Annotated in this window: 21 protein-coding genes; 6 read left to right on the forward strand and 15 right to left on the reverse strand. The window is 56.0% G+C overall.

Translation table 11 applies throughout. From position 1 onward, the window contains the following. Positions 1-105 precede the first annotated feature (105 nt). Positions 106-816: a substrate-binding periplasmic protein gene (locus ACVDG4_RS04905; RefSeq protein ID WP_209175994.1), complete on the forward strand. Its 711-nt coding sequence runs from the start codon at positions 106-108 to the stop codon at positions 814-816. A gap of 102 nt (positions 817-918) precedes the next feature. On the opposite strand, the gene ACVDG4_RS04910 is transcribed toward ACVDG4_RS04905, so the two are convergent. From ACVDG4_RS04910 to ACVDG4_RS04920, 3 genes are all read right to left on the reverse strand, one after another. Beyond that, positions 919-1,686 carry a substrate-binding periplasmic protein gene (locus ACVDG4_RS04910; protein WP_447234214.1) on the reverse strand — a complete coding sequence of 256 codons (768 nt, stop codon included), beginning with the start codon at positions 1,684-1,686 and terminating at the stop codon, positions 919-921. 139 nt (positions 1,687-1,825) lie between these two features. After that, the gene (locus ACVDG4_RS04915) at positions 1,826-2,146 is read right to left on the reverse strand and encodes an antibiotic biosynthesis monooxygenase family protein (protein WP_040453314.1); all 321 of its coding nucleotides are present in this window, start codon (positions 2,144-2,146) and stop codon (positions 1,826-1,828) included. A 76-nt stretch (positions 2,147-2,222) separates the two neighbouring features. After that, positions 2,223-3,158, reverse strand: a complete 936-nt coding sequence (locus ACVDG4_RS04920; protein WP_447234215.1) for a hydrogen peroxide-inducible genes activator — start codon at positions 3,156-3,158, stop codon at positions 2,223-2,225. 133 nt (positions 3,159-3,291) lie between these two features. Between ACVDG4_RS04920 and ACVDG4_RS04925 the strand changes: the two genes are divergently transcribed. Together ACVDG4_RS04925 and ACVDG4_RS04930 are read left to right on the forward strand one after the other, a co-directional pair. Further along, positions 3,292-3,474, forward strand: a complete 183-nt coding sequence (locus ACVDG4_RS04925; protein WP_133950226.1) for a YdcH family protein — start codon at positions 3,292-3,294, stop codon at positions 3,472-3,474. A gap of 38 nt (positions 3,475-3,512) precedes the next feature. After that, positions 3,513-3,725, forward strand: a complete 213-nt coding sequence (locus ACVDG4_RS04930) for a hypothetical protein (RefSeq protein WP_133950228.1) — start codon at positions 3,513-3,515, stop codon at positions 3,723-3,725. A gap of 107 nt (positions 3,726-3,832) precedes the next feature. Here the strand turns inward: ACVDG4_RS04930 and ACVDG4_RS04935 are convergent, their stop codons facing one another. From ACVDG4_RS04935 to ACVDG4_RS04950, 4 genes are all read right to left on the reverse strand, one after another. Continuing rightward, positions 3,833-6,949, reverse strand: coding sequence for an efflux RND transporter permease subunit (locus ACVDG4_RS04935; RefSeq protein ID WP_447234216.1), 3,117 nt, complete (start codon positions 6,947-6,949; stop codon positions 3,833-3,835). A gap of 34 nt (positions 6,950-6,983) precedes the next feature. Further along, positions 6,984-8,078: an efflux RND transporter periplasmic adaptor subunit gene (locus ACVDG4_RS04940; protein ID WP_447234217.1), complete on the reverse strand. Its 1,095-nt coding sequence runs from the start codon at positions 8,076-8,078 to the stop codon at positions 6,984-6,986. Between the two features lie 11 nt (positions 8,079-8,089). After that, a complete protein-coding gene (locus tag ACVDG4_RS04945; RefSeq protein WP_209175999.1) occupies positions 8,090-8,641 on the reverse strand; it encodes a TetR/AcrR family transcriptional regulator in 552 nt (183 codons plus the stop codon). Positions 8,642-8,888: 247 nt separating this feature from the next. Beyond that, positions 8,889-10,532 carry an EAL domain-containing protein gene (locus ACVDG4_RS04950; protein WP_209176000.1) on the reverse strand — a complete coding sequence of 548 codons (1,644 nt, stop codon included), beginning with the start codon at positions 10,530-10,532 and terminating at the stop codon, positions 8,889-8,891. Positions 10,533-10,958: 426 nt separating this feature from the next. Here ACVDG4_RS04950 and ACVDG4_RS04955 point away from each other — a divergent pair, with 426 nt between their 5' ends. Then, positions 10,959-12,128, forward strand: a complete 1,170-nt coding sequence (locus ACVDG4_RS04955) for an aq_1923 C-terminal domain (protein ID WP_447234218.1) — start codon at positions 10,959-10,961, stop codon at positions 12,126-12,128. 67 nt (positions 12,129-12,195) lie between these two features. Here ACVDG4_RS04955 and ACVDG4_RS04960 read toward each other — a convergent pair whose 3' ends face one another. The 5 genes from ACVDG4_RS04960 to ACVDG4_RS04980 form a co-directional block, all read right to left on the reverse strand. Then, a complete protein-coding gene (locus ACVDG4_RS04960; protein WP_447234219.1) occupies positions 12,196-12,780 on the reverse strand; it encodes a hypothetical protein in 585 nt (194 codons plus the stop codon). Positions 12,781-13,003: 223 nt separating this feature from the next. Next, positions 13,004-14,773 (reverse strand): ABC transporter ATP-binding protein, encoded by a 1,770-nt coding sequence (locus ACVDG4_RS04965; protein WP_447234220.1) that lies wholly within the window; start codon positions 14,771-14,773, stop codon positions 13,004-13,006. Between the two features lie 326 nt (positions 14,774-15,099). Next, the gene (gene aspS, locus ACVDG4_RS04970; protein ID WP_447234221.1) at positions 15,100-16,881 is read right to left on the reverse strand and encodes an aspartate--tRNA ligase; all 1,782 of its coding nucleotides are present in this window, start codon (positions 16,879-16,881) and stop codon (positions 15,100-15,102) included. Positions 16,882-17,079: 198 nt separating this feature from the next. Next, the gene (locus ACVDG4_RS04975) at positions 17,080-17,889 is read right to left on the reverse strand and encodes a substrate-binding periplasmic protein (protein ID WP_447234222.1); all 810 of its coding nucleotides are present in this window, start codon (positions 17,887-17,889) and stop codon (positions 17,080-17,082) included. A 101-nt stretch (positions 17,890-17,990) separates the two neighbouring features. Further along, complete coding sequence (locus ACVDG4_RS04980) at positions 17,991-18,803, reverse strand: transporter substrate-binding domain-containing protein (RefSeq protein ID WP_447234223.1); 813 nt, start codon at positions 18,801-18,803, stop codon at positions 17,991-17,993. A 791-nt stretch (positions 18,804-19,594) separates the two neighbouring features. Here ACVDG4_RS04980 and ACVDG4_RS04985 point away from each other — a divergent pair. Further along, positions 19,595-20,752, forward strand: a complete 1,158-nt coding sequence (locus ACVDG4_RS04985; RefSeq protein WP_447234224.1) for a D-alanyl-D-alanine carboxypeptidase family protein — start codon at positions 19,595-19,597, stop codon at positions 20,750-20,752. Between the two features lie 30 nt (positions 20,753-20,782). Here the strand turns inward: ACVDG4_RS04985 and ACVDG4_RS04990 are convergent, their stop codons facing one another. From ACVDG4_RS04990 to ACVDG4_RS05000, 3 genes are all read right to left on the reverse strand, one after another. After that, positions 20,783-21,166 carry a VOC family protein gene (locus ACVDG4_RS04990; protein ID WP_447234225.1) on the reverse strand — a complete coding sequence of 128 codons (384 nt, stop codon included), beginning with the start codon at positions 21,164-21,166 and terminating at the stop codon, positions 20,783-20,785. 104 nt (positions 21,167-21,270) lie between these two features. After that, positions 21,271-23,013, reverse strand: a complete 1,743-nt coding sequence (locus tag ACVDG4_RS04995) for an ATP-binding protein (protein ID WP_447234226.1) — start codon at positions 23,011-23,013, stop codon at positions 21,271-21,273. Continuing rightward, the gene (locus ACVDG4_RS05000) at positions 23,010-23,555 is read right to left on the reverse strand and encodes a heme NO-binding domain-containing protein (RefSeq protein WP_447234227.1); all 546 of its coding nucleotides are present in this window, start codon (positions 23,553-23,555) and stop codon (positions 23,010-23,012) included. Before ACVDG4_RS05000 ends, ACVDG4_RS04995 begins: the two co-directional genes overlap by 4 nt. Positions 23,556-23,829: 274 nt before the next feature. Here ACVDG4_RS05000 and bktB point away from each other — a divergent pair, with 274 nt between their 5' ends. Then, complete coding sequence (bktB, locus tag ACVDG4_RS05005) at positions 23,830-25,011, forward strand: beta-ketothiolase BktB (RefSeq protein ID WP_447234228.1); 1,182 nt, start codon at positions 23,830-23,832, stop codon at positions 25,009-25,011. Positions 25,012-25,046 lie beyond the last annotated feature (35 nt).

A 25,046-nucleotide genomic window follows, 5' to 3' on the forward strand; every position in this document is an offset into this window, starting at 1 on the left:
CACTCAAAAATCACCTCACTCATAACCAAGAGTAAGCCCCTCCCCTTTCTAATGACGGCTGCAAAACAACGATAAGCAGTCCTATCGCTCCAGAAAGGAACCGACATGAAATTTGCTGCTGGCCTCATCGCCCTTGCCGCTGCTGCGGTGCTCACCCCTGCTCACGCTGCAGACATCAACCTCACCACCGAGGAATACAAACCGTTCAACTACATGGAAGGCGACAAGATCGTCGGCTTTGGTGCTGAGCAGGTTTTTGAAATCATGAACCGCGCAGGCCTGACCTATGACGTCGAAATGGCGCAATGGTCGCGCGCGATCGGCCTGGCTGAAAAACAAGCGGACTACTGTGTGTTTACAGCATCGCACACAGAGGCGCGTGATCCATTGTTCGTCTGGGTCGAACCGCTGAATGTTGACCGGACGCTGCTGATCAAAAAAGCCGGATCTGATGTGAACGCCACAACAATCGACGAAGCCATGGCTTACTCTGTCGGCACGCAGTCCCAAGACTACACGGAAGCTCTATTGAAAGACAAAGGTTTCCCGAAAATCGATGCCGCCAAGGATATGGAAACAACCCTCAAGAAGCTGGCAGCGGGCCGGATCGACATGGTCGCCGTATCCGAAGCGTTCTTCAACAGCCTCAAGAAAGACGGTGTCGCGGTCGAAGAAGCGGTTGTCTTGTCTGAGACCGTCCTGTCGATGGCATGTAATCCGGGCACGAATGCCGACAATGTCAAAAAAATGCAGGACGCATTGAAGTCCATGATCGATGACGGCACCCAAGCCAAGATCCTGGCGAAATATCAGTAAGCAAACGCGCCATCTGAACCGAATAAGAAAAGCGGCCCTTGCACGGTGATGCAGGGGCCGTTCTCTTTTTGCTGTGATCTGCGCCGAAGGCAGAAAACTCATTCAATTCAGCGATCTGGGTCGGATGTACGGGCCGATAATGCGGTCAAATTCACCGTTGGCTCGGATGATCTCCATACCGCGGTTGAAGGCATCTACGAAATACGGGCCATGCTCCGTTTGCCGCGAGATCAACAAGTGGTAGGACCATGGATAGGTCAGCCTTTCCAAGTGACCGATCCGTTTTTGCTGGTCTTCCGTCAGATGCTCCAGGGCGGCCTCGTACCCGCTGGTTTCCAGCTCAGGGACAAAATCAACCCGCCCCATGGCGAGCATCTGAAACAGCTGCTGATTGTTCGGCACTCTCGCGACGATGATCGATCCATCATCGATCAAGGGAGCGAACTGTTGGCCAAACGCGCTGGAATCCAGCGCCCCCATGACCTTGCCGTTCAAGTCCTCCAATTCCTTGGCCTCAACAGGATTGTCCTTGGAGTAGAAGATCACCTCCCGCAAGACAAACAGCGGGTCACTCGCAAGATAGAGGCGCTCCCGCTCCGGCGTCAGCACCCACATGAAGGTTCCGTCCCAAGCGCCCTGCTCCACGAGCAGCATCGCTCTATTCCAGGGAAAGAAACCATACTCGACTTCTATGCCGACCGCTTCGAAAGCCTTCGTCACAACTTGAGACGAAACACCGTATCCTTGCAGGTCTTTGGACTGATAAGGAGCCCATTCGCCATTGGTAAGTCGTATCTTTGTGGGCTTTTCATCCGCAACAGCGGTTGCCGCAAACAGAATAATGAACAGCTGAACGAAAAACATCCTCATGGTGCATGACCTTACGGCAAAACCACCGGTGGATGCAATCCTGAACGCCTGTCGGATCTTGTCGCGACACTGGAACTGTCCGGACCACTCGTTATCAAAGTCACGGCGGCTTGCTCTTTAGCCCCCAGCAGCATGAGTGTCAGGCGAAACTCTCCGCCACATCATACATGACCGGCTCGAAGCTCTTGCACAGGGCATGGATCCGGCGGTTGCGCTCGCGCATTTCATCGGACCGCAACATGGCCAGGAAGTCTTCCCGCCGCCGCCACTGGGAGTAATTGGCGATCCGTGTCTGCGCATCGTTGACGTGCAGACCGGCACCGATAAATCCGGGCTGGTGCTGAATAAACTCGCGATACGCGTCTTTCAGCTCCTCCAAAAGATCCAGGCACGTTCCCGGTGTCATTTCAAAGGTTGTTATGACGGTTTGGTAGTCGCTTGCTTCAGATATCTTTGGCATGGCTTGCTCCAACACGTTTTTGAAAGCTGGCAAGAAGCACCCGCTTGGGCAACAGCATTGGACAGTGTAGCAGCATTCATCCCGAAGTTGGTTCCACTCCGGGAACATTCATGCTCTCAACAGCTTCGAGAGAAAGATCATAAAGTGTTTGGAAATGATTGTGCCGGGCGCTGTCGCGGCGCCAGGCAATGCAAATCGTCCGTCGAGTTTTCATTTCCGCGACCTGTTTCAAGACGATATCCGGTTCTTTTCCGAACTCGGACGCTATGTAGGCCGCCGGAAACAGACACAAGCCCATGCCGATCGACACCATTTGGCGCAGGGCATCAAGGCTCGTCCCTTCATAGTCCTGACGGAAATCAGCGCCGCTCGCCCGCGCCAGGGACTGAACATCGTCGTGAAGCCGAAAACCTTGGCTCAGCGTGAGAAGCCTTTCGCCCTTAAGCAGTTCAACCGGTATGACATCCAGGCCTGAGAGGGGATGGGACCGCGGCACGGCAAGCGACAAGTCTTCCAGGCACAACTTCAAAACCTGAAGCCGTTCTGAACCCGCCAAGTCGGGGGATATGATGCAATCAAGAGTGCCATCAAGGATTTGCTGCTCCAAAACCATCGGCCGGTCTTCCCGGATATAAAGCTCAAGTTCCGGGTATTTCAACTTCAGAATCGGCAGGAGATACGGCATGAAATATGGCCCGAATGTGGACGGCACCCCCAACCGGATTAAGCCGCCGAGATTTTCGCGCCCGGCTTCAGCTGCCGTCACAAAATCGTCCAACACTTCCAACGCATGGCGCGCCAGCGGCAACAGCCGTTCTCCAGCTGCGGTCAACCGCACGCCGGTCGTCCCGCGCTCCACAAGTGTTGTATGAAGACTGTCTTCCAACAGTTTGAACTGATTAGATAATGTCGGCTGCGATACATGGCACTTCTTGGCAGCTTTGCCGAAATGCCCTTCCTCTGCCAGAGCAATAAAATACTCCAGTTGCCGCGCCGACGGTCGATACCCCATGGCCGCTTTTCCTCTTAGTTTCCCCCATAGACATATTCTATCGATTTTATCGAAACAATGTATTTCCGCTATTTCAATCCACTCCCCACATAGGAAGCGCAACGATGTTTTGAAACTGAGAGGAGCCTAGGAGATGTACGCACGTCTGAAATCACTTCGCAGCCAGCACGGTACTCTGGACAACTTGATCCAGCGGGAAGAACTGCATCCTTACCCAGACGTGGAACACATCCGATCTCTCAAGAAATTTAAGCTGCGTTTGCGTGACGAAATTCAGCGCGTCGAGCGCAAGCTCAATCCAGCCCAAACCGCCTGATCCGCCAACTGACCTGCCGAAACAGAGGAGCCCCCGATATGACCCTTTTCTGGCCTTACTACGGAATTGGCGCTTTGCCGTCCGGTTCAAACTCCCACCGCGCCCGCCGCGCCCGCCTGCGGGATCTTGAAGCCCGCATGGAGTCTTTCCTGGTTGAGAAAGAAAACAAACAGGAAGTCTGCACCCGTGTGCTCGGCAACGTGAAAGAGTGCAAGACCCGCCTGCGCGGCGAACTGGCACATCTAAGCTAGACCCCGGCACATCTTGACCCTCTCCCTCCCCAGGGCCGGGATGTTGCCCGCCGGAGCGCGATCAGCTCTGGTCACGCCGCCTGCCGCCGCCCGGCAGGTGGCGTTTTTTATTCGCCCGGCACGGGTGCCGCAGCGGTTGGGACGTTTTCTTCTTTGGGGGTCGGTATATTCGTTGTTTTCGTTGGCCGGACACGGAAGAACAGCGCATAGAGGACCGGCGCTGCAATCAATGTCAGGATTGTCGCGAAGGCCAGACCGCCCATGATGGTGACCGCCATGCCGCGGAAGAAAGCATCCGACAACAAGGGTACCATGCCAAGGATGGTCGTGATCGCCGCCAGCATCACGGGCCGCATACGTGAGACACTCGCCTCAACGATGGCTTGGTACTTTTCTTTGCCCTCCCGGATCATCAGATCGATTTCTTCGAGCAGAACGATCGCATTCTTGATCAGCATGCCTGAGAGCGACAAGAAGCCGAGGAGCGACATGAACCCAAATGCCGTGTCTGTCGCAAGAAGAGCAATCGCGACCCCGTTGATCGACATTGGCACCATCAACCAGATGATCAGCGGTTGCCGAATCGAGCCAAACAGCAGGATCGAGATGATCAGCATGACCAGGAAACCGAGTGGAAGCTGCGCACCGAGAGAGGCTTGCGCATCGTTGGTGCTCTCGTATTCGCCGCCCCACTCCAGCGCGTAGCCTTGCGGCAGTGCAATGGCTTCAATCTGAGGCCGGACCCGGGCAAGCGCTGCAGCTGCCGTTTCGCCGCCCGTGGTTTCCGCAGCCACTGTGATGGTCCGCACACGGTCGCGGCGCTGGATCAACGTGTCCTGCGGCTCCATGACGAATTCTTGCACGACCTGGTCAACCGGTACGTAACGGCGCTGGCTTGTGCTCCAGACCACGGAGTCGGACACGCTTTCGTTCACAGAAATTCCGTCGGTTCCGGCCTTTCGCGCGACGATCGGAATGCTCTCGTCAATGTCGCGGTACGCGCCCACCTGAACACCCTCAGTGGCAAACTGCAAAGCGAGTGACAGTTCTTCGCGTGTAATGCCGGAGATGCGGGCGCGGTCTTCGTCAAAGATCGGCCGGACCACCAGTTCGCGCTGGCGCCAATCGGTATTAACGTCGGCCAGGCGATTGTCCGGCAGCTGGAAGACGGCCCGGGCTTCCTCGCCGAGACGCTTCAGGATGTCCTCATCCGGTCCGGAGAACCGTGCCTCGATCTTCGCTCCGCCGCCAGGACCAAAGACCAGGCGTTTCGTGATGATTTGGGCTGACGGGAACCGTTCACCGAATTGTTCCCGCAGATCCAACGCCAAAGCATCAATGTCATCCCGGCTGTGGGTCCGGATGATCATGTGACCGTAGGCAGGATTGGCATCTTCCGGTGCGTAGGTAAGCATGAAACGGGTAGCCCCGCCGCCCGCAAAACTGGTGACCGTTTTGACCCGTTCATCTGCAAGGACGACAGTCTCCATGTCCTTCAGATCTGCCTCGGTCGACCGGATGTCGGTGCCTTGAGGTTTCCAGTAATGGACATAAAAAAGCGGCGTGTTGCTGTCCGGAAAGAACGCCTGTTTCACGTTGCCGAAAGCCATCACACAAGCAACTGTCACACCAATCAGCACTGCGATTGTCAGCAGACGGGCATGCAGCGTTCCAATCAGGAACTTCCGGTAGATCGTATAAAGGATACCCTTGTAGGGATCATGATTATCGCCAACGCCTTCAGCTGTTCGGAAAAAGTATTTTCCGAACAAAGGCGTCACGGTGATCGCAAATATCCAGGAAAGCAGCAGCGATATCCCGATAACCGCAAAGAGCGAGAACAGGAACTCACCCGTTGCATCTGGGGACAGACCGATGCCCGAGAACGCCATGATGCCGATCACGGTCGCACCGAGCAGTGGCCACATGGTTTGTTTGACAACCTTGCTGGCGGCGTCAATGGCCCGCATGCCGCGTTGCATGTTGATCATCATGCCTTCTGCGACAACGATGGCGTTGTCCACAAGCATGCCCATCGCGATGATCAGGGCGCCAAGCGAAATCCGCTCCATCTCGATGGCAAACAGCCGCATGAACAGAACCGTGGCCATCACCGTGAGCAAAAGCACGGTTCCAACAACGAGGGCCGCGCGCCAACCCATGAACAGCGCCAGGACCGTGATCACGATGACCACCGAGGCCGCAAGGTTGATGATGAAGCCGTTCACAGATTCATCGACAACGATGTTCTGCTCGTAGATCGGGTGAATCTGCATCCCGACCGGCAGTTGTGCTTCGACCTCTGCGAGTTTTTCAATGACACGTCCACCAACCTCAACGATGTTCGTACCGTCGATCTGCGAGACACCTATGGTGACCGCTTCTTGTCCGTTGTGCCTGATCAGCCGGGAGGGCCTTTCAGGTTCACCAAGTTCCAGCGTCGCAATGTCCGACAGGCGGATCATCGCCGTGGTGCCCGGCCGGCCGATCACCAGATCCTGAATGCCCGTAAAGTCGTCAAAAGCGGACGCCGTCATCAACCGGATGCGCTTGTCTCCTGATATGCCGGAGCCGTTGGTCTGGATCCGGTTTTCCGCATCGAGCACGCTGGTGATATCGGTCATGGAAATACCAAGGCCGACCATCTTGTCGTGGTCGACATTCAGGTAAATGACATCCTCCGGCTCGCCGGAGACATCAACCTTGCCAACGCCCGGAACCGTGAGCAGCTCCCGCCGGATCCGCTTGACGGTCGTGCGGATATCGCGGTTGGTATACCCATCTGCAGTGAAGGCATAGAAAAGACCGAACACATCGCCGAAATCGTCATAGACCAACGGTGTTCCAGCGCCGGCGGGCAGAGCGCGCTGTTCATCACCGACCTTTCGGCGAAGCTCGTCCCACACTTGCGGCAATTCGGTGCCGTCATAGGTGTCTTTGATTTCGACACGGATACGCGACAGGCCCGGTTCGGAAACAGACGTGATTTCCTTCAGCTGCGGTAATTGCTGGATCGCGGTTTCGAGGATCTCGGTGACCTCGTTCTCCACTTCGGCAGCCGTTGCGCCCGGGTAGCTGGTGATGACCTGGGCTTCCTTGATGGTGAAGGCTGGATCTTCGAGGCGGCCAACGGTGCTGAGTGCCCACAAACCGCCGAGCAAAGACAGGATGACGATCATCCAGGTGTTGACCGGTTTCTGGATCGAATAACGTGCAATATCCAAGGGATCAGATCCTTGTTCGGTATTATCTGTCAGATCAGCGCAGCGGTCGCACGACCTGGCCATCACTCAAGAATGCGGCTCCGGCAGCAATAATGTCTTCACCAGCCCCAAGGCCCGAACTCACCGGGATGTAGTCGCCCATGACAGTGCCGACTTCGACCTTGCGTTTGGAGACGGCATCGCTTCCATCATCATAGATCCAGACATATGACTGACCATCGCCGTCAACGGCGACCGAACCGGTCGGAATGAGGAACATCTCCCCAAGGGACAGCCCTTCTGGAAGGAACTTGACCCGTACCGACGCTGTCATTCCCGGGTAAAGCTGATCCGCTCCCTTACGGGGCATTGCTAGCGTGACACGGTAGGTCTGGGTGACATCGTCGACTTGGGAAGAGTGCTCGCGATAGATCAATGGGAAATACTTGTCGCCGTAGGCTGGAAATTTGGCTTCGATCGAGACGACTTCCGTGTCCCTCACCCGCCCGAAGAGAGCCTCGGCCACATTGATATCGACTTGGATTTCCGACACATCGTGCATCCGAACTACAGGTGTTCCAACGCTGACCGTGGTGAAGTTGTCGATGAGGCGCAGGGAAACAATGCCGTCAAACGGCGCACGAAGTTCGGAGTACTGAAGATCCAGCTTGGCTTCCTTTAACGCTTCAACAGCCAAATCATGCTTGTCCTGCTGTGCGTCGAACGCGGAGACCGCAATCACATTCCGGTCGCGCAGGGTCGCAAGGCGGTCCAACTCGCGTTTGGCTTGCTCGACGTTGATTGTCGCCTCACGCAGTGCGCGATCATAGTCGGCGGTATCAAGCCGTGCGATCAGATCGCCTTTCTTCACCTGCTGACTTTCCAGGACCGGCAGCTCAACGATCCGGCCGGCAACCTGGAAAGAAAGATCGACGGTTTGCACCGCAGCCACCCGACCGGCAAACCGGCGCTCCAAAAGACCGAGTTGATCGGAAACGGTAAAGATCTTGGCCGGCCTTGGGGCGGCGTGAAGTTTTGCCTCCGCCTCGGCGATCGGATCTATTGCATCGTCCTGGCATGCGGCCAATAAACCCGCCGAGAAAACAATCGCTGCCACCCTTGCGGCGGGCGTCTTCAACAATGCCAACATAGAGTTCCGTCCTATTGGTTGAGGTCCTTGAGCCGGCCACGCAGTTCTTCGAAAACTGCTGCCCGGTCGTCGTCCGTCAGTGTCGAAACGCAGTGCGCTTCGGAAAAATGCAATCCTTCGAGGCTGGTCCAAATGACCCACGCCGCCCCAAGTTGCGAGGTTTCTTCCAGAATCGCGGCCCGCAGCCGGAGCTTGACGTCGATAAATGGCTGCCGAAGGTCCGGTTTGTCGGCGGTCGCCGGCAAAATCGCCCGCGCAACATCGCGCTGCTCACTTAACCAGCCTTCTGTGACGTCCACCATGGCGGCCAACGTCGGAGAATCTGCATCGGTCGCATTTTCACGCGCGGCGGCGATTTCGGCTTCAAATTTCCCGGCCAGAAACTCCACCATACCCCGAATGAGGGCATCCTTGCTGGGGAAGTTGTAAAGCAGACCGCCCTTGGAGAGCCCCGCTTCTTCTGCGACAGCATCAAGCGTCAACGCGGGCGTGCCTGCGCGGCGGACGACCTCAAGCGCAGCGGTCAAGATCTGGCATTTTGTGTTTTTGGTAGTCTTCGACATCTTGGATTCTGAACCGTCTGGTCAGTACAGTTCCAACGCATATAAACCGTCCAGCCGGTATAGACAAGGAGTTCATAGCAGCCGTGAGGCGACTAATCTTTAAAGCGTTTGTTCAGAAGGCTGAGGAACCGCGAAAAAAAAGAACTGAATACCAATGGATTGGTAGATCACTCAGCGACCCGCGAATCCCAGGAATGCAGGGTGAAAAAACCGCTCGAAGTAGTCTGTGAGTGGTCCAAGCCCCGGATCAGGCCGCTTCGTCTTCCATGGACGCTTCGGCTGCGGCCTGTTCCGCAGCGGCCGCTTCCGCGGCGATCCGTGCGCGTTCACGGGCTTCATCTTCAACACGCTCGGCGAACTCGATAAACTCTTTGGCCGGCATGGGTGCTGCGAAGTAATAGCCTTGCGCTGCTGTCACGCCGAGTTCCATCAGGCGATCAATCTGCTCTTCTTCCTCGACGCCTTCAGCGATGATGCCCATCCCGAGATTGTCGGCAAGCTCGACCATGGAATCCACAATGGTCGTGGAGTTGTCGTCGGAACTGATGCTGTCGATGAACATCTTGTCGATCTTGATGATGTCCACACCGAGCTTCTGCAGATAGGCCATGCCGCCATGGCCCGTGCCAACGTCATCAAGCGCAATGCGGACGCCGAGAGCCTGCAATTCGGCCATGATCTTGCGCGCTAACTCCATATCCTCAAGCGGATAGCGTTCGGTAACCTCAACAACAATTTGCTGATAGGAGATCTCGGAGTTCTCAAACGTGTTCTTGATGTCGGACACGATCTCACGGTCGAGGAAATGCCCGGCAAAGAGGTTGATCGACAGCTTGAAGTCCGGATGCTCGCCGTAAAGCGCGCCCACTTCGTCGCTAGCAACCCGCATCATGTGGCGGGTCATGTCAAAGATATGCCCATTGGCTTCGGCATAGGCCATGAATTGGCCAGGTGAGACAATCATGCCGTTCGGGCGGCGCCAGCGCATGAGAACCTCGCAGCCACGAACACGCTTGGTCTCAATATCCATGACCGGCTGGTAATACGGAATGAACTCGCCGTTTCGGATCGCGGCCACAAACTCGTCGTTCGCCTCGCTCTCCGGCCGCCAAGAGTACCAGATACCGATAGCGACAAACAGAACTGCAATGGCTGCGCAGGCCGCCGCGGCAATGACTTTCAGTTGCTGAACAACCTGCAAGGCCGCCGAAGCAGGTGCATTGACAATGGCAATCAGCGGATAAAGCTCAGATGCAACTTCAACCGACAGCATTTCACTTGGATCGTTGCCTTCCGAATTGTAGCCACCGACCTGATACCAGAGAAGATTGTCGCCGAGGCGCAATTCTGTCCGCCTGTAGGATCTCAGATACTCAGGGCCAGGATCCATTGCGATCACCGCCGGGGTGATCTCGGCAAACAACCGTGTCTCGTTTTTCAGATCCCAACTGACCACGGCGGCTCTGGCGCCAAGGTAACTGCGCTCCAGCATACCAATACCCACCAGTGGGCCGTCTGGACGCAGGGGCGGCAGGACCACTTCTGCAGACAGTTCCCGATCAGGGATGATGCACATGCGCTGTCCGGCAGCATCAACCAGCCCAATTGCGTCGATCATGCCGTGGTCGATGATCTGCTGCTCATAGATGATCCGGTCAGCTGCATCGCAGGTTTCAACGTCGTCGCGATCCAGTCTTTGCAAGAAAGAAACAGTGGTGGTGATGGCCTCTTCCGCACGGCGGATGGACACCTGCCCCATCGCTTCCATCTCGCTGACGGCGCGGCTCTCGGCATATTGATTGAGGATAATATTGATCGCAAACAGCGGCGTTGTCGCAAGCACCAGTGCGATCAGAACCGTCTTAGCAAAACCGAAATAACGAAAGGACAATGCGCAAGCCCGTTGAGTACCATCTCCCGCAAACCATGCCGCGAAATGGGTAAACAAGCCCTGAATGCAGAAGCATTTCTTAACCCTGACAGGACGATTTCACTAAGCCAGCAGGCTATTTGGCAGCTTATGATGAACCCAAACTGCGACTGCACAAGCTGAGGCTGCACCTACCGCTGTTTTCATTTTCCACAACCTTTCGGCGCACATTTACCGGCCCAAGTGCGGAAATCCGCCAAGAGCGTGATCGCCGTCACATTGTCGCTGCACCAATCGGGTGACAAAACCTTCGAGGCAGGTCAAGAAATCGGTCTCTTTTTCAATTCGCACCAGCTGCAATAAATGGGTCCCTATCTGTCGCCGTTGGTATTAAGCTATGACGCAGGCTCGCGTCAGCCCTGACACTTCACGTTTGGAGTACACATCATGATTTCCAAGAAGTCCCGGATCGGCCTCGGCCTTTCAACCGCAGTTGGTCTGTTTTTGGCTCAGGCTGCACCGGCCCTAGCATTCGACCCGAGCGGCGTACCGGTTGCCGATGCGTTCTTGAAACTCCTCGATTCAGACAGCGGCGACGTGGAAAGCTATGGCAGCGTCAACGAAACGGGCGGTGACGTCACCATCGCCGACCTCGTTCTCAAAAGCGAAGATGACGATGGCACTGTCACCATCGGCACCACGACCCTCTCCGGTGGTTCTGTTCTGGACAATGGCCGTTTGAAACTGAGCGGCCTTCAGCTTCAAAACCTGGAACTTGCGGCCGACGACGGCGGCCTCACCATGGCAAACATGACCGCAACGGACCTTGTCTTGCCGGCAGCTGAAGAAGTTCAAAACGGCGCCCCGACCGTTGATCCGAGCTACAAGACCTTCGAAGCTTCGACCATCCAGATCGATGACAAAGACGGAAAGATCGCCACAATCGACACGATCACCTCATCCATCGACGAAATGGACGGCGATCAGCCAACGAGCGGTAGCTTTGCAATCTCAAACATCGTCGTAGATGTGAAAGAGATCCAGGCCGAAGAAGCCAAATCCCTGCAGGACCTTGGCTACGAAACCCTCAACATGAACATTTCCGGCTCAGGCAAGTGGGATCCGGATGCGGCTACCATCAATATCCCGGACCTTAAGATCGATGGCCAGGACGCTGCCGCGCTGACACTGTCGCTCTCACTTGGCGGTGTAACGCGCGAAGTTGTGGAGGAGCTGAACAAGGCTTCCGACAATCCGGAAGAGTCCATGGCCCTTCTTCAGAACATCTCCGTGTCCAATGTGCGCGTCCGTTTGGATGATGCATCTCTGACCGGCCGGGTGCTAGATCAGGAAGCCCAAAAAGCTGGCGTCGACACCCAGCAGTATGTTGCTGGACTGACCGGCAGCTTGCCGCTGATGTTGGGCATGCTTCAGAACAAGGATCTCGAAGGCCAGGTTGCTGAAGCCGTGACACAATACCTGACCAATCCGGGTTCCCTGGAAATCACCGCGTCTCCGGAAAACCCGGTCCCGTTTGCCCAGATCATGGGGGCGGCGATGATGGCCCCGCAAATGGTTCCGCAGTTGTTGGGTGTGTCGATTACTGCCAATCAGTAATCCATACTCCGAAACCCAAAACGCGGCGGAACGTACCGCCGCGTTTTTCTGTTTTCATCAGGCTTGATCAGGTATTGGTGATTTCGAAGCCGATGGCGTCGAAGAAGGTGACATCAAACAGCTCACCACCCTTGATCTTAAGATCACTCAAGATTTCCGGGTTTTGAACTGTGTAGGTGCGTTCCTCACCATCCGGGCCAGTGAAACGTATCTTTCCGGTTTCAGTGTCCGCGGTGAGGATCTTGACCGTGACGGTCATCTGACGGGCTGTCAGGCCCGCGGGCAAGCGGTCCTCATCGGCAAGAACGACCGTTTTTGAGGCATCGATCTCAGGCTTGGTGTTTTTGCTTTTTTCGATGTCGATGACGACACCGGCAAGATACGTCACGTTCAGGAACTGGTTTTCCCGCACCGATGCTATGTCAAATCCGGCCTGAACCGGAACAGCGAATTCATTGCGGTCCTTCGCCTTGACGATGATCTCGTTGCGGGCCGGGTTGGTCGTGACGACCTGCGCTTTATAGGACACTGTTTCGGCGGCTGCGAAGGCTTCCTCAAAGGTTGGCTCGGACATCGCCGAGGCGGCACCAGAAAAAGCAAACACCGACAGCGCTGCGGCCGCAATGGTCGAAATGAGGGGACGTGCTGACATTTGAAAAGTCCTTTGCAAAATCGGTCAAGGTTTTCGATGACGCCAGGGCCACTCGCTGATTAATCAGCGATGTCCCTGGTTTCGCTCGGCAAACATCTGAACCAATTGCGGCTCTTTCATGAACGCAAAGATTGCAATTTTTTTAGACTTCGCCCATCAAGAAAACTGATCAGTGGGTCGCAAAAGGGGTTTGTCGACCCGCAATCCCGGCGGCGCAGGAGAATTACTCCGCCGCTTCCGTCTTGTCCTGAAACTGCAGATCACAGAGACGCCGGTAAATGCCGTCGTGATCGTAGAGCTTGTCGTGCGTTCCGCTTTCAACAACCCTGCCCTGATCCATGACATGAATCTGGTGGGCATGACGCACGGTTGAAAGCCGGTGTGCAATGACGAGTGTCGTCCGGCCGGTCATCAAGGTTTCCAGCGCGGACTGGATCTTGGCTTCAGATTCTGCATCCAATGCCGATGTTGCTTCGTCCAGCAAAAGGATCGGTGCGTCCCGGAGCATCGCACGGGCAATGGCGATCCGCTGGCGCTGACCACCGGAGAGATTGTTGCCGCCCTCCCCGGCACTGGTGTTGTATCCGTCCGGAAGAGCGGTAATGAAGTCATGCGCATTCGCTGCTTTCGCCGCCTCGATGATGTCCGCTTCGGTTGCACCAGGCACACCAACGCCGATGTTGTCGCGAAGGCTCATGTTGAAGAGATAAGCATCCTGCCCGACGTAGGCGATGGACCGGCGCAAGGTCGCGACCTGAACCTCTGTCACTGGCTGACCGTCAATCCGGATTTCGCCGGATTGGGGATCATAGAACCGCTCGATCAGCGAGAACACGGTCGACTTGCCGGCACCTGAGGCACCGACCAACGCAGTCATTTTCCCCGGATCGGCCTTGAAAGACGCACCGCTGAGTGCTGCTCCCTCGCCATAGGAAAACCGGACATCGTCGAACACGATTTCACCGCTTGAAACAGCAAGGGATTTGGCTCCGTCGCGGTCCTTGAGATCGGCTTTCTCATCGATCAACTCGTACATCAGGCGCAGGCCGACCATTTCACGGCCAAGATTGACATTAAGCCGCGCCAAACGGCGTGCCGGATCGTAAGCGAGCAAAAGAGCCGTGATGAAGGAAAACAGAGCCCCCGGGTCCTGGCCCAGCTCCACAACGGAATAGCCGCCATAGAAGATCACCATCGCAATGGCGAACCCACCGAGCGTGTCCATCATGGGCGATGTCCGGGCGCTCAAGGTTGCGATTTTGTTGGCCTGACGCTGGACATCTTCTACCGAGTCGCCCATGCGGTCCCGCATGGCGTCTTCCATGCCAAATGCCTTGACCACACGCACGCCAAGCACGGTTTCTTGCAGGGCTGCCGTAATCTTAGCGGTTGAGACTACCTGGCGGTTCATATGTTTCTTGACACGCCGAATCAGAATCGCAACGCCAATGACTGCCGGCGGCATGATGACGAAGGCAAAGAAACTCAGCAGCGGGTTCTGAACGACCATCACGATGACAAGACCGATCAAGGTCAGGAGATCACGGCCGAGCGAGACGACGACCATATCCATCGTCATGCGGGCGGAGTTCACACCTTGTGTGACGATCACATTGATCTCGGCGAGCGATTTACGGTCGTAATAAGCCTGATCGAGCTGCAGAATATGGTCAAACAGGCGCTTTTGAAGGCTCGCAATGATCGCGTTGCCGACCCGAGCAAGCACCACCAGCTGGCCATAGGTGGACACGCCCTTGACCGCGAATATCAGCATCACCACGCCGGCAATGACATAGACCATCTGCTGATCGCGGTTGACGAAAACCTCATTGACCACATCGCGCATGATCCAGGCACTGGCCGCCGTGGTCGCCGCCACAAACCCCATGAATACGAATGCGAGCGCGTACTGCGGCAGATAGGTCTTCAGGTTTTCCCCGAAGAGACGCCGGATCAAGGGAATGGTTTCATTCGGATCCGTCTCAGCGTTCACTTTCCGAAAATTGAGCACCCACTCATGCCTTTCTTCGGCGCAACCGGACCCTGTGTCCTTCCCTGCGCCACCCTGCCCGCACTATCTATCGCGTTTCGCGGCATTCTTAAAACCAGAAGCATCGCCTGTTGCATTGAAATCTGTGACTTCATGCAGCGATGGGCGACAAAGCCGTTTCGCGAACTGCGTTGTTGCGAGTCGATCAGCGGCAATTCACCGACCGGAGCTTTCTAACCGTCTGATACGACAAAGGCCAGCAGAGCCGGCCTTTGCGCTCCAGCGAACTGGAGTCTTCTATCAGGCTTTTGCACCCTTTCCCGGAAAGATCACTCTTCCGGAAGGTTAAGCCGCAGATGAAGTTCGCGCAGCTGAGCGGTATCCGGCTCATTCGGCGCACCCATCATCAGGTCTTCCGCCTTCTGGTTCATCGGGAACAGCATGACTTCACGGATGTTGGCCTCGTCCGCCAGCAGCATCACGATCCGGTCGATACCGGCTGCACAACCACCGTGCGGAGGTGCGCCGTACTGGAACGCATTGACCATGCCGCCGAAACGCTTGTCGACTTCCTCGTTCGGATAGCCGGCAATCTCGAAAGCCTTGTACATAATTTCCGGCTTGTGGTTCCGGATCGCACCGGACACCAGCTCGTGACCGTTACAGGACAAATCGTACTGGTAGCCGAGAACCTCGAGCGGATCGCCTTCCAGCGCCTCCATCCCGCCCTGCGGCATGGAGAACGGGTTGTGTTCAAAATCGATCTCGCCGGTTTCTTCGTCCTTCTCGTAGATCGGGAAGTCGACGATCCAGGCAAATTCGAAGCGGTCCTTATCGGTGTGGCCTAGCTCTTCACCGATGGTAACACGGGCTTTTGCGGCAACGGCCTGGAACTGCTTCGGCTTGCCACCGAGGAAGAAGGCTGCATCGCCGACCTCAAGACCGAGCTGCTGGCGAATGGCCTCGGTGCGCTCCGGACCAATGTTCTTGGCGAGCGGGCCAGCCGCTTCCATAGACCCGTCTTCGGCCTTACGCCAGAAGATATAGCCCATGCCCGGCAAGCCTTCGCCTTGTGCGAACTTGTTCATGCGGTCGCAGAACTTGCGGCTGCCGCCTTTTGGGGCCGGAATGGCGCGGATTTCCGTGCCCGGCTGTTCGAGAAGGTTGGCAAAGATCGCAAAGCCGGATCCGGCGAAATGCTCGGACACGATCTGCATCTTGATCGGGTTACGCAGGTCCGGCTTGTCGGTGCCGTACCACAGTGCACTGTCCTTGTAGGAGATCTGCGGCCAGTTGCGGTTGACCGGACGGTCGTTGCCGAACTTCTCGAAGACGCCTGCAATCACCGGCTCGATTGTGTCGAAAACTTCCTGCTGGGTCACGAAGGACATTTCCATGTCCAGCTGGTAGAAGTCGGTCGGCGAACGGTCGGCACGCGGATCTTCATCGCGGAAACACGGCGCGATCTGGAAGTACTTGTCAAACCCTGAGACCATCAGCAGCTGCTTGAACTGCTGCGGTGCTTGCGGCAGCGCGTAAAACTTGCCCGGATGCAGACGGGACGGCACCAGGAAGTCGCGCGCGCCTTCCGGGGATGAGGCTGTGATGATTGGCGTCTGGAACTCGTTGAAACCAATCGCCCACATACGGTCGCGGATATCGCGCACGACATTGGAGCGCAGGATCATGTTGTTGTGCAGCTTTTCGCGGCGCAGATCCAGGAAGCGATATTTCAGGCGCACCTCTTCCGGGTACTCCTGTTCACCGAAAACAGGTAGCGGCAATTCTTTGGCGGAGCCAAGAACTTCCATGTCCCGGATAAAGACTTCGATCTCACCGGTTGGAAGGTCAGGATTGATGGTCTCTTCGGTCCGCTTCTTCACGGTCGCGTCGATGCGGATACACCATTCGGAGCGCACGGTTTCAGCCAGACCAAAGGCCGCAGAATCAGGATCGACCACGCATTGTGTCATGCCGTAGTGATCGCGCAGATCGATAAACAGCACCCCGCCATGATCTCGGACCCGGTGGACCCAGCCGGAAAGACGGATGGTCTGGCCTTCGTCGGACAGACGCAGATCACCGCAAGTATGGCTACGGTAGGGATGCATTCTCGTTCCTCAATTCTTGTTCAGATGTGCAGAGCGCCTCAAACAGCCAGTCGCAATGTCGAGACACAGAAAACCATTACGGCCCGCAGAACGCAGGCCGTGCGCGCTGCACAAGCCATGCCCAGCGCGGAATGTCAAGGGAACGGGAAGCAATCATCAAAACGAAGAGCTGGAAAACCGGATGGAACCCCAACCGGTCTACCGGATCATGTCTTCCGGTTTCTCCTCATGATCCACCGCCTCGGCCGCCAGCTCGGCGTGAGGCCCGAGGATGCTGCGGATTTGACCACTCTTTTGAAGGTCGGTGATCCGGGTGTTGATGGCAGCGACAAACGCCCGCCCCGGCTCATTATCGTGGCAGACAAAGGATATAGGCAGGCGAATGTTGTGGAGCGTTATCGGACTGACACGCAGGGCATCCGGCTTGCCCAATTCCTCCAACGCCAGTGCCGTATCCGGATGGTGCCCCAGGAATGCATCCAGGCGCCCGAGACTGAGCATTTCAATAAGCTGCTCTTCCGACGGGATCGGATAGAACTTCTCCGCGTTTGCAAGGCCGTGAATGCTGCCAGAGCCTTCGATGTAGCCCACCCGATACGGGTCGAAATCAGATAGAGATGTGAAAGATGCCCCGTCGGTCGTGGTGTAGACACGGAGCGACACAATATCGACAGGCTGAGAGGCGATCAAAGTTGCCGTTTGATCACCGGCATCAAGCCCCATGATATTCGTCGGAAAGAGACAGCTTCCGGTATCACCGAGGAACAGGGCCCTTGCACGGTTGAGCGGGGCAGCTCCCCTCGGCACCTTCGCAAGTTGGCCAGACAGCGCCACGTCCAGCAAAAGGTCATATTGCTTGCCGCTGGTTTCGGTCAGCCTGTGCGGAAGATAGTTCAGATAGAGCTTAACGGTATCTGGCTGTTGCGCGCCTGCGGAGGCCGGCGACAGAATAACCGACGCAAGGAACAAAAGTCCGACATGGCCAAGTCTAAGTTTCTTGCAGGTCATGATGTATTCTGTCTTTGCAACGCACCGGTATCAAGCCTAACCCTCATCAAACACCCCGTGATGACCGTTCTCCGTCAGAACGAACCGTTAAAACGTCATTCTCACTGAGAGACTTGGGCGCCAATGGCATCTTCAGCATCAGTCGGCAGATGGGCGTGTGGACCAAGTACCCGGCGAATCTCTCCATCCTGGTGGAGCTGCCGGATCCGCGCGTTCACCTCTTCGATGAACTGCCTCCCGTCCGCCGTGTCGTGGCAGACGAAAGATATTGGAAAACGCACATTGCTCACCGTGATGGGACTGACCCGCAACAAACCCGGTCGGTTCAGGTCTTCCAGCGCCAAGGCTGTGTCCGGATGGTGACCCAAAAACGCATCAAGACGTCCGAGTTCCAGCATCCGGATAAGCTGTTCTTCAGACGGAATAGGAACGAAGAGTTCATGCTTGGGGCCGAGACCTTGCACAGTCCCGGACCCCGCGATAAAGCCGACCCGTCTTGGGTCAAAATCATCGACAGATGTGAAGGCTTTCTCCGTATCTCCGGTCGGCGTGTAAAGCCGCAGGGAAACAACGTCGATCAATTCTGAAGACACAATTGCGTCCGGCTCGGCGACTGCGTGAAGTGCCTTGACGCTGATCGGAAATAGGCAGCTATCACGGTCAGACAAGAACAGTGTCAACGCGCGCTTCATAGGGGACGCTTCGCGGGCAACAGTTAGCTCGGTGTCGGCGAAAATCTCGTCCAACAGGCGGTCATACTGCTTGTTGCTGGTTTCCGTCAGCCGGTGCGGCAGGTAGATCAAATGAAGATCCGTTTCGGCATAAGTTGCCGCCACAGGGCCCGCCAGATTCAAGCCCATCGCCAAAAAGACAATGGCAATTAGACGCTTGGCATTTCTGTATAGCGTATGCATTACCGCTCTCTACCCAGTGACCTGCAGTATCTGCAGAGCTATTCCTGACCTCCCGTTGCGGAAGCCTCCTATTGCATTCCGGGCGTCAGGTCACCCATAAATCTAGCCATCTTCTCACGATTTGGGATGACCGCCGCTGACTGCGGCTTGCTGTGATGGACTAACTCTTTAAATCAATTAGATATTCTATCCGCTCAAGTTGTTCCAAGCACAATCACGTCAAATGACACTGCGGTGTGGATATACAGCAGTGGTCAACCGCAAAGGCTCATCTTCTTGCTTCGAACAGACCTTGTTGCTCCGCCGATTCAGCATGTTTGCCCAAGATCAAACCCATTCAGCAGTCTTACGAGCATCCCCAGTCTGCTGGTTCTCTCCGACTTGAAACCCGGTCCCCGAGGTAGTGTCGTGGCAGATGAGGGTCACCGGACACGTCGAAGCATTAAACCCTGCCCCATTCCTGCCAATAACCGACTTTTATGGCCCTGGCTTTCCATAGGGAGAAAACCGCAGAGAGACAGCGGCAAGGGTCACAATGCCATTTGGCTTCTGATCGACATCTTCTGGTCGCGACCCAGTTTCTTTTAAGTTCAGACAAAACTTGCGACCAATCCAGATCATTCCAGTTTGAAAGATCCAATTTCCTCAAACGATTGGGGTGAGGCAAATTTTAGCGAACACCTTTAAACGACTTAAACAGGTCGTATTGTTTTTGTAACGGACGATTGCGCGCACAATACCCATTACAACAGTCACTTGAGCCGCAATACGCAATGATCAAAAGGCCCTCAATGTTTCGCTTTGCCGCCATCACGACCCTCTTAGTTGGCCTCCTGTCAGGAGCAATTGGCGGCATCGGTGCAGGTGTTGCGCAGGAACATCAGACACTCACGACGCCGTCCCTTGTCGTGGATCTCGACACTGGCGCTGTCTTGCATGCCGAAGCCGCTGGAGATCCCTGGTATCCGGCGTCGACAGCGAAGCTGATGACCGCGCTCGTTACGTTCCAAGCCCTTGAGCGCGGTGACATTGATCTCTCAACGCCGGTTATCCTTTCCCATAACGCAATGGACCAGTCCGCTGCATATGCCGAATTGAAGGTCGGCAATGCGATGACGCTGAAAGATGCGCTCTATGCGGTATTGGTCGGTTCGGCAAATGAAGTGGCCGTCGCACTTGCGGAAACCGTTGCGGGGACGGAAGCCGCGTTTGTCGACCTGATGAACGCGGAAGCGGTCCGACTGGGGATGACGGCAACCCATTTCACCAACCCGAATGGCCTTTTCGATCGCAAACAAACCGTATCCGCGCGCGATCTTGCGGTTCTCGGCCGCCACCTTTTCCAAGAACATCCGCAATACCACGAGATGTTCCGAACTGCTGCTGTGACCATCGATGACAAGGAACTGATCTCGTACAACGAGCTGATCACGCGCTACCCCGGAACGCTGGGCCTCAAGACCGGCTTTGTCTGTTCTGCCGGCCGCAACATCGTGGCGATTGCAGAGCGGGATGGCAAACGCTTGCTGGCGGTTGTTCTTGGCGCAACAACCGGGCGGGAGCGCGCAGAACGGACCGCCAAACTGTTCGATGAAGGCTTTGCGGGAAATCTCGCTGCCGAAGGCACAAGCCTTGTCGAGTTGCCCAACGTATTGGAGACAAAGCCGGAAGACATGCGCATGCGGCTCTGCAGCAATGAAACCGATGCCTATGAGGCCGGACAAAACCGGCGCTATCCGATGGGCCTCCCCGGGGCGCCGAGCTATCTCAAGGATCCAGTATCCGCCCCGACCCACAGCTTCCAGACATGGTTCGTGCCCCAGCCTGAGTTTGTTCCCGTGCCCAGCGCAAAGCCCGTGCAAGCGGTTGAGCTCATCGCTACGCCACCGGCAAGCGGATCTACCGTCGAAATCGTGCCACCGAGCAAACCACCCTTGCCAAGAGGCTGATCCATCACGGCATCCTGGGACTACGACTGCCTAGGTGTCGGTCAGGCTGATTGAGATGTGGAGCTTATTGCCGTCCGGATCCCGGATATAAGCGCCATAATAGTCTGGATGATAATCACGTGGGCCGGGCGCCCCTTCATCCGTCCCACCGTTGTTAAGTGCCGCGGAATGAAACGCGTGCACTCCGTCCTTGTCAGCAACATGAAAGATGAACTGGGTGCCGTTTCCAAACGTCGCTGGCTCGTTGTTGTAAGGTGTTACGATGAACACGGTTACCCGTCCGTCTGCTTCCGCATAGCCTCTTTCATGTTCGCCTTTAAATGCTGGCTTCATCCCGATCGTTGCAAACACCGCGTCGTAAAATCCGGCTGCTTTCGCCATGTCGTTTGTCCCGATGCAAACACCGCTCAGCATGTTGAAATCCTCGTATTTACTATGTAATTGGCAGGCTACCGCGAAGTGCGGAATAGCTGTCTCTGCTATGGCTTATTGCGGAGTGTTGCCGCTATAGCGATCTGTCACGACGCAAGTTCTGTTTGAAGGACAGTTTTCAGCTTGTCCAGACTGATCGGCTTTGTGAGAAAACCATTCATGCCGCTTTGGAGGCAAAGGTCCATATCCTGCTGCATGGCATTTGCGGTCATCGCGAAAATGGGCACAAGGCCGGCAGGACCTGGCAGCTGCCGAATTCGGCGCGTTGCCTCGAGGCCGTCCATTACCGGCATCTGCATGTCCATGAAGATCATGCCGTAGTCGGCTGACTGCACACGATCAATGGCTTCCTGCCCATTGTCCGCGATATCTGCTTCATATCCGAGTTTTTGAAGAAACCCAGTGATAACCAGCTGGTTCGTCACGATGTCTTCAACAACAAGCAAGCGCGGAAGAGACCCGGGCTCAGCTTCTGAGACTTGATGCGTAAATTCGGGTTTCGTGTCTTGCACCCGGTGAGATGTCGGCAAAGGGTTTCCAAGAAGCGTGTTCTGGATTGCGCCGCGGGTCAAAGGCTTTGGGAGTACAATCGTGTTTTGCGCAATCGCTGGCTCCAAATCCGCCGCGTCGAACACAAGATTTGACGCCAGAATGACCTCTGCAGTGCTGTAACCTGACACCATACGTGCCTGTCTTAAGAACTCATACGCTTCAGCCTCAGAGACTGCGCTGATCAGAATGGTGTCTGTCCGATTTGCAGAGAGTTTCTGCAAAGCATCGGCAGATGTTGATGCGTTGACAACTCTGTGACCCAGATCATCAACCAGCGCAACGAGCGTCGTTCTTGCAAGAGGCTCTCCAACCAGACACAGCACGGTTTTCGGTGCCTGGTCCTGAGACCTCGTTTTTGCAGTCTGTCCGAGCTGTTGGTCGTCTTTGAGAAGTGGCAGTTCAAACCAGAAGAGACTGCCTTCGCGCTCTTCGCTTTGCACGCCAATCCGCCCGCCCATCAGACTGATCAATTGGCGGGTAATCGCGAGGCCAAGGCCTGTGCCGCCATGTTGCCGGGAGGAACTTGGATCGACCTGAACAAACTTATCGAAAAGTGTTGGAAGCTGGTCCTGCGGAATTCCGATCCCCGTATCTTCGATCTCAAACCGAACCATACCAGAAGACTTGGCCTTTGAGACCCGAACGGCAACGGTGCCCTTGTCTGTAAACTTCAGGGCGTTCCCAGCGAGATTGAGCAGGATTTGGCGCAAGCGGCCAGCATCGCCAACCACACTGGTTTGCAGCTCCATGGGCAAAAAACTGACAAGGTCCAACGATCTGGAAATTGCCGCCGGAGCCAGGATCTCCAGGACGCCATCAATCACGTCCGCCAACTGAAACTCCTCGTTGGAGAGTTCCAGCCGTCCGGCTTCGAGCTTCGAGAGATCCAGAATGTCGTTGATGATCGTCAGCAGTGCATCGCTGGATTCCCTGATCGTGGTCGCGTAATGCCGTTGATTGTCTGACAAAGAAGTGTCGAGCAGCAAGGTTGCCATGCCAATGACGCCGTTCATCGGTGTCCGGATCTCGTGGCTGATGTTTGCGAGGAACTGGGACTTGGCTTCATTTGCCTTCACAGCATCCGACATTGCTGTTTTGAGCGCTGCAGTGCGTTCTTCAACCTGCGCTTCCAAATCGCCGAGCGTGGAGATCAGTTTCTGATTGATCTCATAAAGCTCACTGCTCTTGTCTTCCAGGAGCCGCTCAGCTTCCTTGCGCGCCATGCGTTCGCGTTCGAAGCGCCGTTTCCATTTTATCGCGTCGGGATGATCGCTCACACCGGCCTCTCCCGGCTGATCATGAACTGTACTTCGTGCGGGCCGTTTTGATCGGTGCGTTCGATCTCCAGATCGTCCTTAAAATGCGCGCCACATCCACGTATGAGCCCATGAGCGAGATCTCCAAAAGGCCGCTTCGATTTGTAATTCATTTCCAACTTGTCAGGTGCATGCCGGATGCAGCGGAAGGTGGGAAGCTCCGCATTCGGATAGAGTTTCTTCACCTCGACATGAATGTAGCCTTCAATGTTTTCCAGAAAGTCGAGACTGCATGTTGCCCCGCTGAAAAACTGAGAATGGGTCACGGTGAAGCGCTGAAAAAGATGCTGACCGAATGCGGTGATCAGAGCATCGATTTCCATTCCCGTCACCTTGTGCAAGGCTGCGACCAGTTTGACCATGTCTGTGTGGGAGTATTCCTGGACCGCTGTGAACCCGGTTTCGACACCGACCCCGGAAATTTCCATGATCTGGTCGGCCACATCAAAGGAGAACTCGTCTTCGACCATCTCCATGAATTCGGTGAACACCACGCCAAGCATCTCTATCGCCCCTCACCCGAATGCTTCGGGTCTCTTTGACCAGCCGCAGAACTTTCTCCCGCAGCGTAATTTGACCGGCACTCCGGTCAACACGTTTTTGCAGATCCCGTAAACGCAATCCGGCATTCCTGCTGGCCAAGCTTAAGATGATTTGGTTGCGAATGCAGAAACCGGCCTCAGACTTACCCTGAAAGGTGTAGCTGACGACGTTGACGCTTGCGGTAGCAAGATCGGGCTGCCAAAAAGATGCAACGTCAGATTTGGAGATACTCAAATGAAAGACATTGTCATCACCAGCGCAGCCCGGACAGCTGTCGGCAGCTTCGGCGGTTCCCTGAAAGATATGGCGCCGATTGATCTTGGCACGGCGGCAGCAAAGGCTGCAATTGAGCGCGCCGGCATTCAGGCCGACCAGGTCGAGCAGGCGTTCTTCGGCAATGTCATCCACACAGAGCCGCGGGATATGTACATCTCGCGTGTCGCCTCTCGTCAGGCCGGTGTGCCCGACCATGCGCCCGCGCTCACCATGAACCGTCTGTGCGGATCCGGCCTACAGGCAATTGTCTCATCGGTCCAGGCCATCTCCATGGGCGACGGCGATGTCACTCTCGCGGGCGGCGCTGAAAGCATGAGCCGGTCCGGATATCTGATGCCTGCGGCCCGCTGGGGCCAGAAGATGGGCGACACCACCGCCCATGACATGATGACCGGTGCCCTGCACGATCCGTTTGGCATTGGACATATGGGCGTGACGGCAGAAAACGTTGCTGAGCAGAATAACATTTCCCGCGAACGTCAGGACGCGTTCGCGCTGGAAAGCCATCGCCGTGCCAGCGAAGCGATCAGGAATGGTCACTTCAAAGATCAGGTCATCCCGCTGACCGTCGGCCGCCGCGGCAAGGAGACCGTTTTTGATACGGACGAACATGTCCGCCACGATGCCAAGATCGAAGACATCGCCAAGCTGCGCCCGGTGTTCAAAAAGGATGGACTGGTGACAGCCGGCAATGCGTCCGGGCTAAATGACGGGGCTGCCGCGATCACCCTCATGACGTCGGAAAAAGCCTCTGAACTCGGCGCCTCACCGCTGGTAAAAATCCGCGCTTATGGTGTTGCAGGTGTCGATCCGGCCGTCATGGGCATTGGTCCGGTCCCGGCCATGCAGATTGCGATGAAACGCGCTGGCATCACGGCAGCCGATCTGGATGTGGTGGAATCCAACGAGGCTTTCGCCGCCCAGGCCTGCGCCGTCAACGATCTGCTCGGATTGCCGGGCGAGAAGGTCAACCCGAATGGCGGTGCGATTGCGCTTGGCCACCCGATCGGAGCAACGGGCGCAATCATCATGACAAAGCTCATTTACGAGTTGAAGCGGACCGGTGGCTCACTCGGTGCTGCCACCATGTGTATCGGCGGCGGCCAGGGCATTGCGATTATCGTCGAAAACGCAAGCTAAAACCTGACAAGGCACAAAACCAAGGCGGCCCATGT

Source organism: Roseibium sp. MB-4, from assembly GCF_053005265.1.

Bases quoted from the DNA above. Each gene is read 5' to 3' on its own strand.
- ACVDG4_RS04905 (WP_209175994.1), top strand. From the start codon at position 106: ATGAAATTTGCTGCTGGCCTCATCGCCCTTGCCGCTGCTGCGGTGCTC.
- ACVDG4_RS04910 (WP_447234214.1), bottom strand. From the start codon at position 1,686: ATGAGGATGTTTTTCGTTCAGCTGTTCATTATTCTGTTTGCGGCAACC.
- ACVDG4_RS04915 (WP_040453314.1), bottom strand. From the start codon at position 2,146: ATGCCAAAGATATCTGAAGCAAGCGACTACCAAACCGTCATAACAACC.
- ACVDG4_RS04920 (WP_447234215.1), bottom strand. From the start codon at position 3,158: ATGGGGTATCGACCGTCGGCGCGGCAACTGGAGTATTTTATTGCTCTG.
- ACVDG4_RS04925 (WP_133950226.1), top strand. From the start codon at position 3,292: ATGTACGCACGTCTGAAATCACTTCGCAGCCAGCACGGTACTCTGGAC.
- ACVDG4_RS04930 (WP_133950228.1), top strand. From the start codon at position 3,513: ATGACCCTTTTCTGGCCTTACTACGGAATTGGCGCTTTGCCGTCCGGT.
- ACVDG4_RS04940 (WP_447234217.1), bottom strand. From the start codon at position 8,078: ATGTTGGCATTGTTGAAGACGCCCGCCGCAAGGGTGGCAGCGATTGTT.
- ACVDG4_RS04945 (WP_209175999.1), bottom strand. From the start codon at position 8,641: ATGTCGAAGACTACCAAAAACACAAAATGCCAGATCTTGACCGCTGCG.
- ACVDG4_RS04955 (WP_447234218.1), top strand. From the start codon at position 10,959: ATGATTTCCAAGAAGTCCCGGATCGGCCTCGGCCTTTCAACCGCAGTT.
- ACVDG4_RS04960 (WP_447234219.1), bottom strand. From the start codon at position 12,780: ATGTCAGCACGTCCCCTCATTTCGACCATTGCGGCCGCAGCGCTGTCG.
- aspS (WP_447234221.1), bottom strand. From the start codon at position 16,881: ATGCATCCCTACCGTAGCCATACTTGCGGTGATCTGCGTCTGTCCGAC.
- ACVDG4_RS04975 (WP_447234222.1), bottom strand. From the start codon at position 17,889: ATGACCTGCAAGAAACTTAGACTTGGCCATGTCGGACTTTTGTTCCTT.
- ACVDG4_RS04980 (WP_447234223.1), bottom strand. From the start codon at position 18,803: ATGCATACGCTATACAGAAATGCCAAGCGTCTAATTGCCATTGTCTTT.
- ACVDG4_RS04985 (WP_447234224.1), top strand. From the start codon at position 19,595: ATGTTTCGCTTTGCCGCCATCACGACCCTCTTAGTTGGCCTCCTGTCA.
- ACVDG4_RS04990 (WP_447234225.1), bottom strand. From the start codon at position 21,166: ATGCTGAGCGGTGTTTGCATCGGGACAAACGACATGGCGAAAGCAGCC.
- ACVDG4_RS05000 (WP_447234227.1), bottom strand. From the start codon at position 23,555: ATGCTTGGCGTGGTGTTCACCGAATTCATGGAGATGGTCGAAGACGAG.
- bktB (WP_447234228.1), top strand. From the start codon at position 23,830: ATGAAAGACATTGTCATCACCAGCGCAGCCCGGACAGCTGTCGGCAGC.